The organism is Rhizobium sp. Root1212 (assembly GCF_001424985.1).
GTDB lineage: Bacteria > Pseudomonadota > Alphaproteobacteria > Rhizobiales > Rhizobiaceae > Pararhizobium.
Genome location: NZ_LMDA01000023.1, coordinates 1 through 15175 on the forward strand (window position 1 = coordinate 1; position 15175 = coordinate 15175).

The following is a 15175-nucleotide window of genomic DNA, read 5'->3' on the forward strand; positions in this document are numbered from 1 at the left end:
CGGTAGCTCGTCAGGCTCATAACCTGAAGGCCGCAGGTTCAAATCCTGCCCCCGCAACCAAAGTTACAACCAAAAACCCCGCCACGGAAACGTAGGCGGGGTTTTTGCGTTCAATAACTCCTAACCACCCATAAGCCCTGCGAGACTTCTCGTCGTTAAAGTGCATGCGCGAGAAGCGCGGGGCTTTCCGTCGTCGCAGCGTCGAGTTTTCTGCGCAACAGGGCGCGGTAGAGCTTGACGTGTTCGCGCGCGCAGCCGAGATGGTCGGCGGGTTGGCGCATGGAGGCGCGCAGCCGGTCCCAGATATGGCTGTCGCCCAATGCCTCGACGATACGGTCGGCGAGATCCTGGCTGCTGCCGGCGCGGAAATGCAGGCCGTCCTCACCCTCGCGCACCTTCTCGGCCAGGCCGCCGATATCCGAGCAAATCATCGGCCTGCGATGGAGCAGGGCTTCCTGGATAACCATAGGCGAGTTTTCCCACCAGACGGACGGCAGAATCACCCAATCGACCGAGCGCATCAGGCGCGGCACGTCCGCGTTCTGGTAAGCGCCGTAGAAGCGGACGCGGTCGCCGGCGTCCGAAATGAGCTTTTTCATCCGTTCCTGGAATTCGACCGGCTGGCGCTCGAGATTGCCGCCGTAGATCATCAGGCAGGAGTCTTCGCCCCATATCTCCTTCGGGATGCGCGAGATAGCGTCGATCAGGACATCGACCCCCTTGAACGGCGTCATCTGGCCGAAATAGGCAAAGCGGTTGCGGTGGGGGGTGAGACCTTGCAACGCGCGCGCGGGGGCGACCGCTTCCACGGCGATCCCGTTTTCGATCACGCAGAGCTTGTCCTTTTCGATGCCCCATGCGGCGTAGCGCTCCGCCAGAAAGCGGCTCGGGGAAACGAAGGCGTCGGCAAGGCCCAGCATGCCGCGGGTAAAGTGCTCCCGTTTCAGGAAGCGGGAGACCGGAATATCGGGAAAGCAGCCGTGGCAGGCGACGGGAGATGCCGTTTCGCAGAGCTGACCGGAAGGGCGTTTCACCATCTGCCCGTGGTTGTGGCAGATCGACAGGTATTCATGGAACGTGACGAGGATAGCCGCATGCGGAAATGCTTCCCTCAAAGCGTAGAGCGCTTCGAGGCCAATGCCAAGGACGTGATGGAAGTGAATGACATGGGGCCTCAGATCACGCGCGAAACGCAAGAGGTCCCGGCTGATCGCCTGCGTGTCGCCGTTCGACAAAAACAGGTGGTCGTAATCGTCAGCGTGAAACAGCAACTCATCTTCGGCAAGGTGAAGGCTCATCAGGGCGGATGCGGCATGCCGTGGGACCGGATGGCCGACACGGGCGAGATAAACGGATTCCACGTTGGGCAGCGCGTTCAGGCCGCGATGCAGGTTGTGGGATGCGATTTCCGCCCCTCCGAGCGAGAGCGTCGGGTGCGCATGCGAGACGACAAGGACACGAAGTTTCTCGTTCATGCGGACCTCTTTTCCGGCTGCTTTTCAACGGCGAGGACCGGCGAGCACTGGCTTTTGAATATTTTTCGGTCGATCTCTTCCACGAGAGCTGCGATGGCCGGACCATGACCGTCGCGGGCGTCATCGCAGCCCCACATCTGTACCGACGGCAGCAAATAGGAGCCGATGCCTGATCGATTGAGACGCAGGCCGAGATCCAGGCCTTTTTCCTGTGCTCCCAGGTAGCCGCCGGAAAAGCCACCGACGCGCGCCAGAGCATCGCGGGGCATGATGCAGCATTCGAGCGATGCGGCCGCGATACGGGTCAGCTTCATGTCTGTGATCGCCTTGAGCGGATATCCGGCATAGCGGCCGACAACGGGTTGGTCGCCGGTGTCGCCCTCGATCCAGCTTCCCGCCCAGCGGATGGAATGGTCCTCGTAAGCCAGAACGGGAGAGATGATGCTGCCTTTCAGGCTCGCGGCCGCAGTGACGAGTTTGCCGTACCAACCTCTTCCGCGCGGGATCAGCGAAGCGGAGAGCGAGACGACCGTTTCGCAAGTGAGTGACAGGGTGCCGGCTTCAAGCATGTCGTAGACGTCGCCCGGTTCCTTGACCGAAACCAGCCTGACCGAAAGGCGATAGAACCGCGCGCGTTCCATAAGGCGGGTGGCCTGTCTTCGAAAGCGGTCCGCAGGCATGGCGATGACGATTGGCGCATGCCGGGTTTCGGGATCGAGCGCGAGCAGGGCCATGAGCGGGGCGATGTCCTCCTCGCTCTCGCCGGCGCCGATGACGATGGGTGGGCTGTTCTCCTCATCGAAGGGGCCGGCATCCAGCACGGTGTCGATCACCGGCGCCGATCTTCCTGAACGCCCGAGGAACGGGACGATCTGGGTATCGATGATTGCCGGGAGCGCGCAGTTCGCGGGGTCGATGGCGCCGAGTTGGCGCAGTGCTGCCGAACGCGCGGAAGTTCTCGCCGGTCTTACCGGCAAAAAGGCACGGCGCAGATCGCGCAACGTCAATTCGAAGTAGAGGCGGGCATCGGGGTCGTCGGCGGGCAATTGGGCCTGGGCGATGAAGCCGTGGGTGTGCTGTTCACCCCAAAAGCCCGGTGTCGTGGGCTGCTGCTCGTTGAAACTGTCGGTGACATCAGGGCGCTGGAAGCGCGTCCAGCATTCATCGAGGGTCGCGGCGGCATTGTGTCGGCGCAGTTTCACGGTGGCGACATGGCCTTCGGGGTCATAAAGCCAGCCGGAGGCGAGCAGGTTTCCTCCGTCGGCCTCGAATATATTGTCTATTCCCATGCGGACGGGATGCGGAAGGCCGGAAACGGTTTCCTTGCCTTCGAAGCTGTTGGCGGCCGTCCGCAGGGATAGCAGCACCTCCGGTGCGCCGTTGGTGCGCAGCAGGACCGACCGGATATGTTCGGGCGTTTCGAGCGGGCCGGCGATGCGCTTCTTGGGGTGGACCGCGATATGCCGCCAGCCGGCACGTCCCCGAAAGACCAAGCCTTCGATGTCGGGAGCGTGGGTCACTTGACCCGCATCGAGAAGGCCGATGAAGCCCGAAGCGCCCTCGGGCGCCTCGGCGCGGGGAAAGACCGCGATGCCGCACTCCGCGACTACAGGTGCCGTGCTTCCGACGGCGCACATCCGGTAAGTGCTGGGCGCCATGCCGCGGTTCCAGCCTTGCAGCAGCGTCACGCCGTCGTGGGTTTCGCCGATGAGTTCGACGAAACCGTCGCTGGCGTGGGCGGCCTGCAAAAGCGTGGTGATCGTTTGAAGCCTGCGGCGGTTGAGATTGCCGGCCATTAGATTGTCAACGACGCGGTTGACGATGGCAGCGGACTGAGTTCCTGCGGATTCGACCAAAAGCGCGGCTGCTTCCCCCACCGAGACAAGCCGGGACGCGACAATGAACTGCGAGCCCGCTTCCTCTTCTGCGAACTGTATCGTGGTTATGGGCGTGTCCGCGTCTCCTGCGGGCAGGAGGGCTGCAAAGCCATGCTTGGCTTGCGGCGAGGGTGCCGGCAGCCTCCACTCCGAGACAAAGGCGCTTCGTTTGCCTGCCTGATCGTCGCCGATCGTAACGCTTATGTTGCCGGCCGGGACACGGCCGAGGCCGATAATCAGCAAGGTCGTCTCGTCGACGCGGCAGCCGATGACCCTGCCGGAGCGTAGCGCTCTGTTTGCGCCGTGCTTGCCTGCCGTGGGGATCGTCGGCGATTGTTCGGTAACCAGCACGCTCAACCCTCCCTGGATCAGACCCTGGCGATCAGCGCGAGGCTGGCGCCTGCGACAAATCCCACGAGAACGAAAAGCAGCATCAGCAGCGGCTTCAACTCGCCGTTCGCACGCTTGCGCAGCGTATTCAGGTTCTTCTCCATGCCGGCCACGACACCATCCATCCGCATCAGGTGGACATCGAGATCGTTCAGCCGCTGGCCGATATCCACCCTGAGGCCTTCGACGGCGTGGCTGACATCGGTCAGGCTGGCGGTTTCCGTCTTGCCGGGATCGATTTCGGAGGGGCGCTGCAGGGAGCGTTGGGAGACCTGCAACTGCCGTTGCGCCGCCATCAGCACGTCGAGCTTGTCGAGCACTTTTGCAAGCGGCGCGGCGATCAGGGCTTCGGCCGCCTGTTCGTCCGGCTGGGGCACACGCAGGGCCTGCTCTGAACCGCTGCCGCTTCGCGCCATGACGACGATATCCTTCGCGCGCGAATGGATGGGCTCGGGCAATGCGATTTCGAAGGCGTGCTTGCCGTCACCGATGCCGTTGCGTCTGAGGTCGGGGCGGTTGCGGTCGGCGACGGTCTCCGCGATCACCTTGCCATCGAGCAGGACGCGGATGACCAGCCGCTGATCCGGCGCCATCGGGTCGAAGGCCCAGCCGAAAATCCTGCCCATGTCGATGGCATCCACCCGGCCGTTCATCGGCTTGGCGTTATCCTGTTCGGATGCGGCATCCGGTCGTTCCGCGGGCGGTCGTTCGGCGGGATTGGCCATGGGATCTCCTATGCCTGAACCTGCGTCGCCTCGATCCGCTTCAGGTAGCGGCGGGCGGTCGTGTCGATGTCGTCGGGCTTGCGGGCGTTTTGCGAGAAGCGGCGCAGCAGGTTCGGCTCTTCCAGGATGCTGCGCATCGCGGCGGCGAGTGCGCGGGCATCGTTGGGCGGAACGGTCAGGCCGTTGACGCCGTGCTCGACCATTTCGGCCATCCCGCCGATGTTGCTGGCGATGACCGGGCGGTCTTGCGCCTGCGCTTCCTGAATGACCAGCGGCGCATTTTCCCACCAGACGGAGGGAACGATGGTGCAATCGACCGCGGCTACCAGATCGGCGATGTCCTCGCGCCGATAAGGGCCTCGGGCCTGTACGGAGGCCGAGGTTTCGGCAAAGCGCCGATCGATCTCGTCGACAAACTTCTCGCTCTGGAAGGGTGCGCCGCCATGGACGCGAAGCTCGAAATCGAGATCATCGGCCAGAAGCTGGCGTGCGGCCTCGAGCAGCACCGTGACCCCCTTCCAGGGATTGAGATTTCCGAAATATCCGAAGACCGGCTTCCCGTTCGCAAGCAGCTTTCTGCGGACGCCGGCATTGCGGCTGGGGATGCCATTGGGAATGACGCTGATCTTGTCCGCGTCCAGCCCCCAGCGCACGAAGCGATCGCGCAGGAAGGCGCTGGGTGAGACGAAGTGATCGACCGTGCGCAACAGCGCCTTCAGGTGGAGTTCGCGCAGGGTGAAGCGATCGAGCGGGATATCCTTGAAGCAGGCGTGGCAGCGGTCCGGGCTGGACTGGTGGCACAGTTCCCTGCTGCCGGTGCGCACCATCAGGCCGTCGTGATGGCAGATGGGGTAGTAGTCATGCAGGGTCATGACGATCCGGCACTCGGGCAGGGTGCGGCGGACGATGTGCGGGAATTCGGCGCCCAGCAGCAGCAGGTGGTGAAGGTGAACCACATCCGGCCGGAAGTCGCGGAGCAGTTCCGTTATATCGGGCACGATGCCGTAGAGATCGATCTGGCTCATGAAGAAGCGGTCGAAATGGCCGAACCACAGGAGGATTTCGTCTCCTGCCGGGCCGATGCTCTGAAAGCTGGTGCCGGGTCTTGCCTCGCGATGGATCTGGTTGGTGGCGCCGAGAAACAGGGCCTCGTGGCCCTCGCGCTGGTAGGCGCGGAACAGGTCGTGCGCGAATATTTCGGTGCCGCCCGGATGGAGGGACGGATGGTTGTGGGCGGCCACCAGAATGCGCTTGCTCATCGGCCGCTTCCCCGGCGCTTCGCCACGATGAAATCCTGATGGTGAGCGGCCTTGGTGCCGCGCCAGTGGCCGAGCGATTTCAGAGCGACGGAGAGGCCGGCGCGTTCGAGCGCCTTGTCGAGAAAACCGTCTTCGAAGCCGATTGCGGCAAGGCGCGGCTGGTTGGGGACGAACCAGCACGGGCTTTCGCCATAGCGCTGGAAGGTGAGGCGCGGGTCGCGCCGTCCATGTTCGTTGGCGGACGCGATCGCGTCGACCACGAATGCGGTCATGAACAGGCGGCCGCCGGGGGAAAGCACCCTGCGGACTTCGGCGAGATAGACAAGGACTTCCGCGGGGGGCAGATGGGTGACGACGGACGTCATGATGACGAAGTCGAAATGCTGGTCCGGGAAGGGAAGCTTCAAAGCCTTGCCGCTGATCTTGCCGTTCGGGTTGTACAGTTCGTGGGCGATATCGAGTTGCTGAAAGGTGAAATTGGGGTAGGCGGGCGTGATCGTGCGCCGGCACCAGCCGATGCCGTCCTCGACAGGATCGATGCCGTCGTAGCGGCTTGTCTGGGGATCGAGATACTGGGTGAGCGGCACGGCCATGCGACCAATGCCGCAGCCGATGTCGAGCACGCGGCTGTCTTCGCGCAGGCCGCCGATGCGGATGAAATGGCCGAGGAACTCGGCGCCGATCGCGCGGAAATCGCCGTCGCCGACGAAGACGCTTGTTGTGTCCGGCTGCGGTAGGAAACGATTGTGCCGGATGGATTGGGTCAGCCAGCGGACACGGTCTTCGTCGATCAGCCGGGCCGGCGCGGGGGACTGGAGGAGGGCCGCCTGCGTCATGCAGCGCTCCTTTCCCGGATGGTGGAGCGATCGGGGCTTTTGCAGGATCGGTCTGCCATCAGGTCGCGGATGTCGTCCTCCCAGCGCTGCGTGTGGAGCCATGAATTGTACTGGCTGGCGACGCCGCGCATGTAGTCCTGACTGCGGCGGATCGAGCGGCGTTCGAGATGATAGAGGCACGCCGCCGGCTCATAGGCGATCTGCAGCCCGAGGCGGCGAATCTTCAGGCAGAGGTCGCTATCCTCGTAGTCGCCGATCACGTAGTCTTCTGTGAAGCCGCCGACGCGCTCGTAGGTTTCCCGGCGGGACACGAGGCAGGCGCCGGTGACGCCGGGCACGTCGCGGACCTGCTGCGCCGGCCTGTAGTCGCCGGGCATGCCCTTGTGGAAATGGTGGTTCAACCAGATGCCGCGCTGGTCGCGGCCGAAATACAACCCGGCATGCTGCAGCGAGCCGTCTTCGAAGAGAAGTTTCGGGCCGATGGCGCCCAGCGTTCTGTCTTCCAACAGCGGCCGCGACAGGGTTTGCAGCCAGCCGGGCGAAGAGGGCACGACATCCGAATTGAGCATGACAAGGATCGAGCCGCGGGCAAAGCGTGCCCCGGCATTGCAGGCGCGGGCGTAGCCGCCGTTGCGGTTCATGACCACCAGCTTCATCGGCAACCCGTGCAGAAGGTGGAGACCGCCGAGCAGATGCTCCGTCTCGTCCTGGATTTCCGGGGAATCGAGGACGTAGATGATCTCGGAATTGGCCGCGAGCCACGGATCGGTGGCCATGCCCGACAGCTGGAACCGCAGGAAGTCGAGGACCTTGTAGAGGGGCACGACGATGGAAACGAGCGGCGCGGTCTCGGGCAGGCTGTAGTCTTTGGTGGTGTCGATCTCGATGGTCTTGCCCAGTCTGCGTTCGATATCCTGCAAAGCGGGGGCGAGGATCGTGCGGAAGGCGGCATCGGTCGCATGCTGCGGCGGCACGGCGCGCAGGACGTGGTTTCGCTGGATCGAGGGTTCGAAGGGTTGCGGTTTCGGGATCAGCGGCTTGGCTGCGCCCGAGGCAAGACGCATCTGAAATCGGGGCTGCAGCAGCGGGCCGGGGGATTCCGTGAACGGAATCCAGGCAACGAAGCCGGTCACGTCGGTCTTGCTCTTTTCGTCCTTGCCCTGCGCCCATGCCGGGAATTTGTAGTTGTTGCCGTCGAGCGGGACGGCGGTGCCGTCTTCCCTGACGTAATCGATGCCGGCGAAGGCCGATGACGGCGCATGGAACCAGCCGCCGGCCAGAAGACCGCCTTCCAGCGCCAAAGCGAGATCGACCTCCCCGGACGGGTGCATCGATGACCTGGCAACCTTGCTTGCGGTGAGCGGCACGCGTGTCTGAAGATCGATCGCCAAGGCGGCGGCGCCTTCCGGCAAGGTGGCGAGCCGACGGATGATCATCTCCCGCAGTTCGACCGCCTCGCGGTTCTTACCCCACCAGCTCTGGAGGCTGGCATGGCGCGGTCTGCCGTCGGCAAGCTGGCGAATGGCGAGGCCGTTTTTGCTGAGGAGCACGACGAGAAACGGCGGGGAGGGGACTTCCGCGATGAAATGGCAGGATTGCATGCCGTTTTTCGCGCCGCGCCGGAGGACGTGCCGTGCGGGGATGCGCGTGATCGACGTCGAGCCGATCGCGTAGATCGCGGTGATCTCGCCCAGATCGGGATTGATCGCCGTCTCGATGAGATGGTTTCCGCGGGCAATCTGACAGACGATGCTGGCGGCCTGCGGTTCGGGCACGAGCGCGTGAAGGGCGTCTTCGACCACCATGTTGAACAGAGGGTCGGCGGCGATGCGGAAGGCGCTTCGCCAGACGGTCAGCAGGCTGCCGATGAACTTGATACGGGCATCGGGCGCAAGATCAGTGAAAAGGGTTTCGACATCGAGGGGGACGAGCAAGCGTGCCGGCTGCAGTACAACGGTTTCGGCGGTGCCGCCGTGCTCCGTGCAGATATCGACGGTTGCCGGCTGCTTCTCGGGCTTCATCGCCCAGAACATGCGATGCCCACCGTCGTCGAGCGGCAGCATTATGCTGACGAGGGGTACCGGCGACGGCTCCATGGACAGGAGGCATCTCGTGCCGGAAGGAAGGGCTGCGGGGAGATCCCAGACGAGGACGGCCAGTTCCGTGCCGAGCCGGAAGCTCTTTGCGTTCCTGAAAACGCCCGTGGCGCCTGTCTTTTCGTCGAACGTCACGCGTTGCCCCTCTGGATCGGAAGAGCACGCCCCACGGGAGGAAGCAGGGCGTGCAAGGCTCAGGTTCAGTGAACGGTGAAGTAGTGCTCGGGATTGGTTTGGATATCGTGGGCATCGACATTGACCAATGTGAGCTTGTCGCCATGGCCGAGATCCACGACGACGTTGCCGCCGACCTGGGTGATGCGCGAGGCCAGATCGTCCGGCGACGTCACGTCCAGGCCATTGATGTGCTTGGAAATCTGCAAGAGGTCTTCGCCCGCGGTGAAGTCGAGAATGACGTCATTCCCGCCGCCGCCATTGAAGACGAAGATGTCGTGGCCGGCTCCGCCCGCCATGATGTCGTTGCCGGCGCCGCCGTCGAGGATGTCCCCACCGTCGCCGCCGTACAGGATGTCGCTGCCCTTGCCGCCCGAGAGCAGGTCGCTTCCGTGTCCGCCGAACAGGATGTCGTTGCCCTTGTCGCCGTACAGGAGGTCGTCGCCCCAACCGCCGTTGAGGGTATCGTCACCGTTTTCGCCGTTCAGCAGGTCGTTGCCCTCGCCGCCGAAAAGGGTATCGTTTCCCTTTCCGCCGAACAGCAGATCGTCACCGTCGCCCCCGAATATGAGGTCGTGCCCGTTGCCGCCGCTCACGAAATCATCGCCCCCATGGGCACGGATGAAATCGTTGAAACGGGAGCCGAACAGGGCGTCATCGTATGCTCCGCCTTCCAATGTGGCCATCTGCCTCTCCTCTTTGGATTGATATATTCGCGTTGTCGGCGCTGGGTGCGACGATTTCGCGCCTGGAATGTGCACTGCAAAAAAATAGAGCGCAAGCATAACTTGCGCTCTTATGTTTAATTTTGAGAAATATATTTCTCAAAATGAGTCATATTGATGATTTATTTTGGTAATTTTGATGTTTATGAAGTAAAATTCCTGGATTTTACTTCAAAATAACTTCAAGAATCGAAGTAATTTATGTTGCGGTGCCGCATGAGCGATCTCAGTCCTCTCGGAATGCGCGGTTGAAGCTTTCCAGGACGGGGGAGGTGAGGTAGTCGATCGCACGGCGCGGCGCGTGGATGATCAGCACCTCCGCGGGCATGCCGGGATAGAGGCGCACATCGGGGTTTGCTTTCAGCGAAGCCGCGTCGAGCTTGGCGCGCGCCACGAAAAACGCGCTGTTCGACTTTTCGTCGACCGACTGGTCGGCGGCGACATAGGTGATCGTGCCTTCCATCGGCAGGCGGGAGCGTTGATTATAGGCCGTCAACCGGACCTGGGTCCGCGAGCCGACGGCGATGCTGTCGATGTCGCGGGGATTGACGCGCATCTCGACCAGCAGCGGCTCGTTTTCCGGGACGATCTCGATCAGGGGCTGGCCGGGCGTGACCGCACTGCCGGGGGTGCGCAGCAGGATGTCGCTGACGATACCGTCCTGCGGCGAGCGGATTTCGAGACGTCGCAGCACGTCCTGCGAGGCGGTGATCTGCTCCTCGACATCCAGGAGTTCGACACGCGCGGTCGTGATTTCGCCGGCAGTGGTCGACTGGAACTCGCTTTCGATGCCGATCAGGGTAAGCTCCGCGCCGGCGCCGGCTTTTTCGGCCTGCGCCCGGCCGCCGACGAGTTCGCCCCGTTCGCGCGCAAGCTCGCTCAGCCTGGCATCGATATCGATCAGCCGCGTGCGCGGTGCCGCACCTTTCTGCACCAGAGTTGCGATTGCGGCGCGCTGTTCCTTGATCAGTTCGATCTGCTGGTCGGCCGCCTGAATCTGGATGTCGAGCGATTTCGCCTGTTCGGCATATTCCTCAATGGTCTTCTTCTGGACCTCGACGCGGCCCTCCTTAGTTTCGCGCCGTTTTTCGAAAAAGACGGTCTCAGCCTTCACGGCGTCGTCGACCGCAACGTCCTGCGCGTCGCCGAAATCGCGGGGGAAGTCGATTTTCTGCATTTCGGCCTGCTCGGCCTTCAGCCGGGCCAATTTCGCGATCAGGCCGATGCGGCGGATCTGCAGCGACTGCAGGCTGGACCGGGCCCGCGTGTCCTCCATCTCGATCAGGGGCTGCCCGGCGGAGACCTTGTCGCCCTCCTGAACAAGCAGCCGGCTCATCACGCCGCCTTCGAAATGGCTGATGGTCTTGCGCTTGGAATCGACGATGACCGTGCCGTTGGCGACCGTCGCGCTGCTAAGCTCGACCGAAAAGGCCCAGGTGAAAAATCCACCGAAGGAGACGAGGATCGTGGCAAGCCCGGCAATGACGAGACGGCGGAGCGGGAAAAGGCTCTCCATATGATCGTGTCCCGGATGCCGTGGGCTGGAATTTGGCGGCGCCGGCCGGTGCTGCTGGAGGCGACGCTCCGAAAGATCGGGGCGGACCGCGAGGGGCTTCATGTCCGTCATACCGCGGCCACTCCGCGCTCTCCTGCCACCGGCGCGGGAACCACGGATGTTCGCGGTCCGAACTGCGTGATGCGGCCGTTTTCGAGAACGAGCAGTTTGTCGGCGACCTGCATGATGGCTGGCCTGTGGGCGATTATGATGACGATCGCGCCGTCTTCGCGCGCATGCTGGATCGCGCGGATGAGGGCGCGTTCGCCGATCGCGTCCAGATTTGCGTTCGGCTCGTCGAGCACGATGAGGCGGGGCCGGTCGTAGAGGCACCGCGCCAGGGCGATGCGCTGCCGCTGACCCCCGGACAGGGTCAGGTGTCCGTCGCCGACGGGCGTGTCGTAGCCAAGGGGCAGGCGCCCGACCATCTCGTGGATGTCGGCGAGCCGCGCGGCCTCCAGCACCTTGTACGGATCGCCGTCCGCCATGCGCCCGATATTTTCCCGGATCGTGCCTTCCAGCAGCGAGACCGATTGCGGCAGGTACCCGACCACCTGGCCAAAGGAACTGCGTTCCCAGAGATAGGTGTTGTTGCCATCGAGGAAGACGCCGCCGGATGTGGGACGCAGGATGCCGACCAGCAGGCGTGCGAGGGTGGATTTGCCGGCCGCCGAGGGGCCGATGACGCCCAGAACCTCGCCCGGAGAAAGCGAGAAGGAAATGCCCTTGATGATCGGCACATCCAGCCCCGGTGCCGCGTAGACGAGCTTGTCGACCACGATGTCGCCCGAAGAGTGCGGCGTGGACATCGTCTGGCGGACCGCAAGGTCTGCCTTGAGCATGGTCTCGATGCGACGCCAGCCGGCGATCGCCAGCACCCATTGCCGCCAGTTGTCGATGAGCGAATCGAAGGGGATGAGCAGGCGTCCGACAAGAATGCTCGACGCCATCATCGCGCCGGGGGTGATTTCCTGCTTCAGCACCAGATACGCACCGGCCGCCAGGGTGGCGATCTGGATGGAATAGCGCAGGCTGCGGGTGATGGACGACATCGCCTTGCTTCTGACGCCGCTCGCCTCGAAGGAGGCCAGCGCCTGCATCTGCAGGCCGCGCCACCGGTTTGCCAGGGCCGGCAGCATGCCCATCGCCTCGATGGCTTCGGCATGCCGCAGCGATGCGCCGATCTTGGAGACGGCCTCGATATTGGTCTGGTTTGCCTCCTTGGTGAGCTGGCGCGTCAGCATGTCCGTGACCAGTCCGCCGCACAGCAGCAGCGCAGCCGAGACGGCGCCGATGAGGCCGAAGAGCGGGTGCAACAGGAAAAGGGCACCGAGGAAGATCGGCGACCAGACCGCGTCGAGCGGCGCGCTCACCGCCGATGAGGTCAGGAAGCTACGCAATTCCGCGACATCGCGAAGCGACTGGGTGGCGCGCGACAGGCCCTGATCGACCGAGGCCTGCACCGCGGCGGTCAGCACAGGCATATTCAGCCGACGAACCATTGCGCCGCCGACCGCCTGGAAGGAGAGGGCGCGGATGAATTCGAGAACGCCAAGCACCACCAGAGCGCCGATCGCCAGGATGGTGAGCATCGTGAGCGTGTCCATGCTCTGGCTGTTCAGCACCCTGTCATGAACCTGAAGCATGAACAGGGGCATTGTCAGCTGGAGCAGGTTGAGACACACGCTCAACCCCGCCGCGTAGAGCAGTCCCAGCAGGAAGACACGCTTGGCTTGTAAAATCAGCAATCCGGGATTGTCGCGGCTCATTTCCCCTAAAATCTGGCCATTGCTTTTTGTCTCGTTTTGACTGGTATCACGCATGGCGATTTGCCTCGAGTTAACGCTATATCGATCTGTCGGAGGGCTGGTTTGGTTATAATTGAGCCGGAGCGTAGTATTGCTTCGGCCAATCTGGCACATAAAGGCGGGCTTATGCAAGCTCATGGCAATTGAGGGGGAGTGGGCATATTTGAAAATTACTTCAAGTTTTGAAGTAATTCCCGAAACGGAGAGTTTAATGAAAGAAAATGATGTGCTCGGTTTGCCTGTAGAACAGAATAGCGATCTAAGGATTCTTAAGAGTCAGATAGCGCAAGCAGACCCCGGACATCCTCAGGATGCGGAGTTGGGGGACCTCCAGCAGGTTACGTATTTCGAGCTTGCGCGGCTCATGGAGCGGGCAAGCCGGCGGTTTTCGGGCCTCATCCGTGCGGAGCTGACCAAGCTTCGCGTGGACGATATCGGGCCGGCGCAGGCGATGATCCTGCTGGCGATCGGCGATTCGGAGCTTTCGGTCGCAGAACTTCTGGACCGTGGGCACTATGTCGGCTCCAACGTTTCCTACTACCTGAAGCAGCTTGCCGACGGCGACTACATCGATCGCGTTGCCTCCCAGCGCGACAAGCGGTCCGCACGCATCAAGCTGACGGAGAAGGGGCGGCAGCTGCGGGCAAATCTTCGCGACGCGGCGATGACCTATGAGCGGGCCGTGAACCGTGGCGATCAGGAGCAGCGGATGCTCGAGACGGCCTTCCAGACGCTTCACCAGCTGGAACTGGCCTGGGGGAGCGCGTCGCGGTATGGCGGCTAGCCGTTCCTGGGTCTGGTAACGGCGGGCTGGACGCGATGCACGTGGCATTTGTTCATCGGCGGGGGTTCGGGCAGTTCGCTGCCCTTGCCGCTCAGCTCGCCCAAATGGGAAACGAGGTCAGCCTCGTCACCGAGACCATAGACCAGAAGATACCCTCCGTGCGCGTCGTTCGGCATCGGGCGGAGCCGGGTCCGCGCGCCGATCCGCAGATGGCCCGGCACATGGGCGCACCCGATCACCACGTGCGGATCGGCCACCGGGTCGCCGAAACGTTCGACGCCATGGCGCGGCAGGGGCTGGTGCCCGATGCCGTCATCGGTCATATCGGCTGGGGAAGCATGATGTTCCTGAAGGACGTGCTGCCGCACGTGCCTGCATTGGGATATTGCGAGTTCTTCTACCGGTCGGAAGGGGCGGATATCGGCTTCTCGCCTGACGATCAGCCGGATCTGGAGACCCGCAAGAGGTTGCGGCTGCGCAACATCGCGCAGCTTCTGTCGCTCGAGGCCATCGAGGCCGGCATCAGCTCCACGGAATGGCAGAGAAGTCTCTATCCCGCCGATGTCAGGGAGCGCATTTCGGTGTGTCACGAGGGGGTCGATACCGTCCGGTTCCGGCCCGACCCGACAACCTCGGTCACGCTTGCGGACGGGCGTATGCTCAGTGGCAACGGTCCCCCCATCGTCACCTTTGCCGCGCGCGACCTCGAACCCTATCGCGGATTTCCACAGGTTTTGGCGGCTGCCGCCAAGGTTGTGCGCCATCGCCCGGACGCCCTGTTCGTTTTCGTCGGTGGAAATGGTGTCAGCTATGGCGTGCCGCCACCTGGCGGCGGGGCGTGGAAGGATCATCTCCTGCGAACGCTGGATATCCCGCCAGAGAATATCGTCTTTCCCGGCACGGTGCCGCATTCGGTCTTGCGGCAGCTTTTCCAGATTTCGTCAGCCCATCTCTACCTGACCTATCCGTTCGTCCTGTCCTGGTCGGTGCTGGAGGCGATGGCCTGCGGCGCGCTGGTCATCGGATCGGATACCGCGCCGGTCCGGGAAATCATCCGTTCCGGCCGGAACGGCCTGCTGGTGCCGTTCTTCGATACGGACGCGCTCGCAGAGGCCGTTCTCGGTGTGCTCGCCAATCCGCAAGCCCACTTCGCAATGCGCGCTGCGGCGCGCCGGACGGTCGAGAGGCGTTTCCGGCTGGCGGATTGCCTCGATCGTCAGCGGGATCTTATTGAAAGAATGATCGGAAGACCGCTCGCACGCAATCCAATCGCGGCCATATGAAGTATTACTTTGATTTTCGAAGTATATATGAAATATTTTTATTTGAGATTGTTGAATTTTACCGTTGTGCGCTGCAGCGTTAGTTGTTAGCTTTGGCGTAAATAACGCCGGATCGTTCGAATAAATATTTGATTATTCGGCATATTTGTTTTGTTCCGACATAATTCTTCAGAGGTTGGGCGTGCAAG

General features: G+C 62.8%; 11 protein-coding genes. 2 read left to right on the forward strand and 9 right to left on the reverse strand.

From position 1 onward, the window contains the following. Nucleotides 1-155: 155 nt before the first annotated feature. The 9 genes from ASC86_RS18180 to ASC86_RS18220 form a co-directional block, all read right to left on the reverse strand. Nucleotides 156-1475, reverse strand: coding sequence for a glycosyltransferase family 4 protein (locus ASC86_RS18180; RefSeq protein WP_056324362.1), 1320 nt, complete (start codon nucleotides 1473-1475; stop codon nucleotides 156-158). After that, nucleotides 1472-3703 carry a hypothetical protein gene (locus ASC86_RS18185; protein WP_056324366.1) on the reverse strand — a complete coding sequence of 744 codons (2232 nt, stop codon included), beginning with the start codon at nucleotides 3701-3703 and terminating at the stop codon, nucleotides 1472-1474. Before ASC86_RS18185 ends, ASC86_RS18180 begins: the two co-directional genes overlap by 4 nt. Before the next feature lie 17 nt (nucleotides 3704-3720). Further along, nucleotides 3721-4467 carry a hypothetical protein gene (locus tag ASC86_RS18190; RefSeq protein ID WP_056324367.1) on the reverse strand — a complete coding sequence of 249 codons (747 nt, stop codon included), beginning with the start codon at nucleotides 4465-4467 and terminating at the stop codon, nucleotides 3721-3723. Between the two features lie 8 nt (nucleotides 4468-4475). Then, nucleotides 4476-5726, reverse strand: a complete 1251-nt coding sequence (locus ASC86_RS18195; RefSeq protein ID WP_056324370.1) for a glycosyltransferase family 4 protein — start codon at nucleotides 5724-5726, stop codon at nucleotides 4476-4478. Continuing rightward, nucleotides 5723-6562 carry a class I SAM-dependent methyltransferase gene (locus ASC86_RS18200; RefSeq protein WP_056324373.1) on the reverse strand — a complete coding sequence of 280 codons (840 nt, stop codon included), beginning with the start codon at nucleotides 6560-6562 and terminating at the stop codon, nucleotides 5723-5725. Before ASC86_RS18200 ends, ASC86_RS18195 begins: the two co-directional genes overlap by 4 nt. After that, nucleotides 6559-8793: a glycosyltransferase family 2 protein gene (locus tag ASC86_RS18205; protein ID WP_056324375.1), complete on the reverse strand. Its 2235-nt coding sequence runs from the start codon at nucleotides 8791-8793 to the stop codon at nucleotides 6559-6561. The genes ASC86_RS18200 and ASC86_RS18205 overlap by 4 nt, the downstream gene beginning before the upstream one ends. A 65-nt stretch (nucleotides 8794-8858) precedes the next feature. Further along, nucleotides 8859-9518 (reverse strand): calcium-binding protein, encoded by a 660-nt coding sequence (locus ASC86_RS18210; RefSeq protein WP_056324377.1) that lies wholly within the window; start codon nucleotides 9516-9518, stop codon nucleotides 8859-8861. Nucleotides 9519-9783: 265 nt separating this feature from the next. Then, a complete protein-coding gene (locus ASC86_RS18215; protein WP_056324379.1) occupies nucleotides 9784-11184 on the reverse strand; it encodes an HlyD family type I secretion periplasmic adaptor subunit in 1401 nt (466 codons plus the stop codon). Beyond that, on the reverse strand, nucleotides 11181-12881 hold the full coding sequence (locus tag ASC86_RS18220; protein WP_244477644.1) for a type I secretion system permease/ATPase: 1701 nt from the start codon (nucleotides 12879-12881) through the stop codon (nucleotides 11181-11183). The genes ASC86_RS18215 and ASC86_RS18220 overlap by 4 nt, the downstream gene beginning before the upstream one ends. 250 nt (nucleotides 12882-13131) lie before the next feature. Between ASC86_RS18220 and ASC86_RS18225 the strand changes: the two genes are divergently transcribed. Further along, nucleotides 13132-13704, forward strand: coding sequence for a MarR family transcriptional regulator (locus ASC86_RS18225; RefSeq protein WP_082510292.1), 573 nt, complete (start codon nucleotides 13132-13134; stop codon nucleotides 13702-13704). A 35-nt stretch (nucleotides 13705-13739) separates the two neighbouring features. Further along, nucleotides 13740-14987 (forward strand): glycosyltransferase family 4 protein, encoded by a 1248-nt coding sequence (locus tag ASC86_RS18230; protein WP_056324385.1) that lies wholly within the window; start codon nucleotides 13740-13742, stop codon nucleotides 14985-14987. Nucleotides 14988-15175: the final 188 nt, after the last annotated feature.

What these genes read in the sequence shown, in the direction of transcription:
- ASC86_RS18220 (WP_244477644.1), bottom strand. Translation starts at nt 12,881, where the DNA reads ATGAGCCGCGACAATCCCGGATTGCTGATTTTACAAGCCAAGCGTGTC.
- ASC86_RS18215 (WP_056324379.1), bottom strand. Translation starts at nt 11,184, where the DNA reads ATGACGGACATGAAGCCCCTCGCGGTCCGCCCCGATCTTTCGGAGCGT.
- ASC86_RS18180 (WP_056324362.1), bottom strand. Translation starts at nt 1,475, where the DNA reads ATGAACGAGAAACTTCGTGTCCTTGTCGTCTCGCATGCGCACCCGACG.
- ASC86_RS18225 (WP_082510292.1), top strand. Translation starts at nt 13,132, where the DNA reads ATGAAAGAAAATGATGTGCTCGGTTTGCCTGTAGAACAGAATAGCGAT.
- ASC86_RS18195 (WP_056324370.1), bottom strand. Translation starts at nt 5,726, where the DNA reads ATGAGCAAGCGCATTCTGGTGGCCGCCCACAACCATCCGTCCCTCCAT.
- ASC86_RS18190 (WP_056324367.1), bottom strand. Translation starts at nt 4,467, where the DNA reads ATGGCCAATCCCGCCGAACGACCGCCCGCGGAACGACCGGATGCCGCA.
- ASC86_RS18210 (WP_056324377.1), bottom strand. Translation starts at nt 9,518, where the DNA reads ATGGCCACATTGGAAGGCGGAGCATACGATGACGCCCTGTTCGGCTCC.
- ASC86_RS18230 (WP_056324385.1), top strand. Translation starts at nt 13,740, where the DNA reads ATGCACGTGGCATTTGTTCATCGGCGGGGGTTCGGGCAGTTCGCTGCC.
- ASC86_RS18200 (WP_056324373.1), bottom strand. Translation starts at nt 6,562, where the DNA reads ATGACGCAGGCGGCCCTCCTCCAGTCCCCCGCGCCGGCCCGGCTGATC.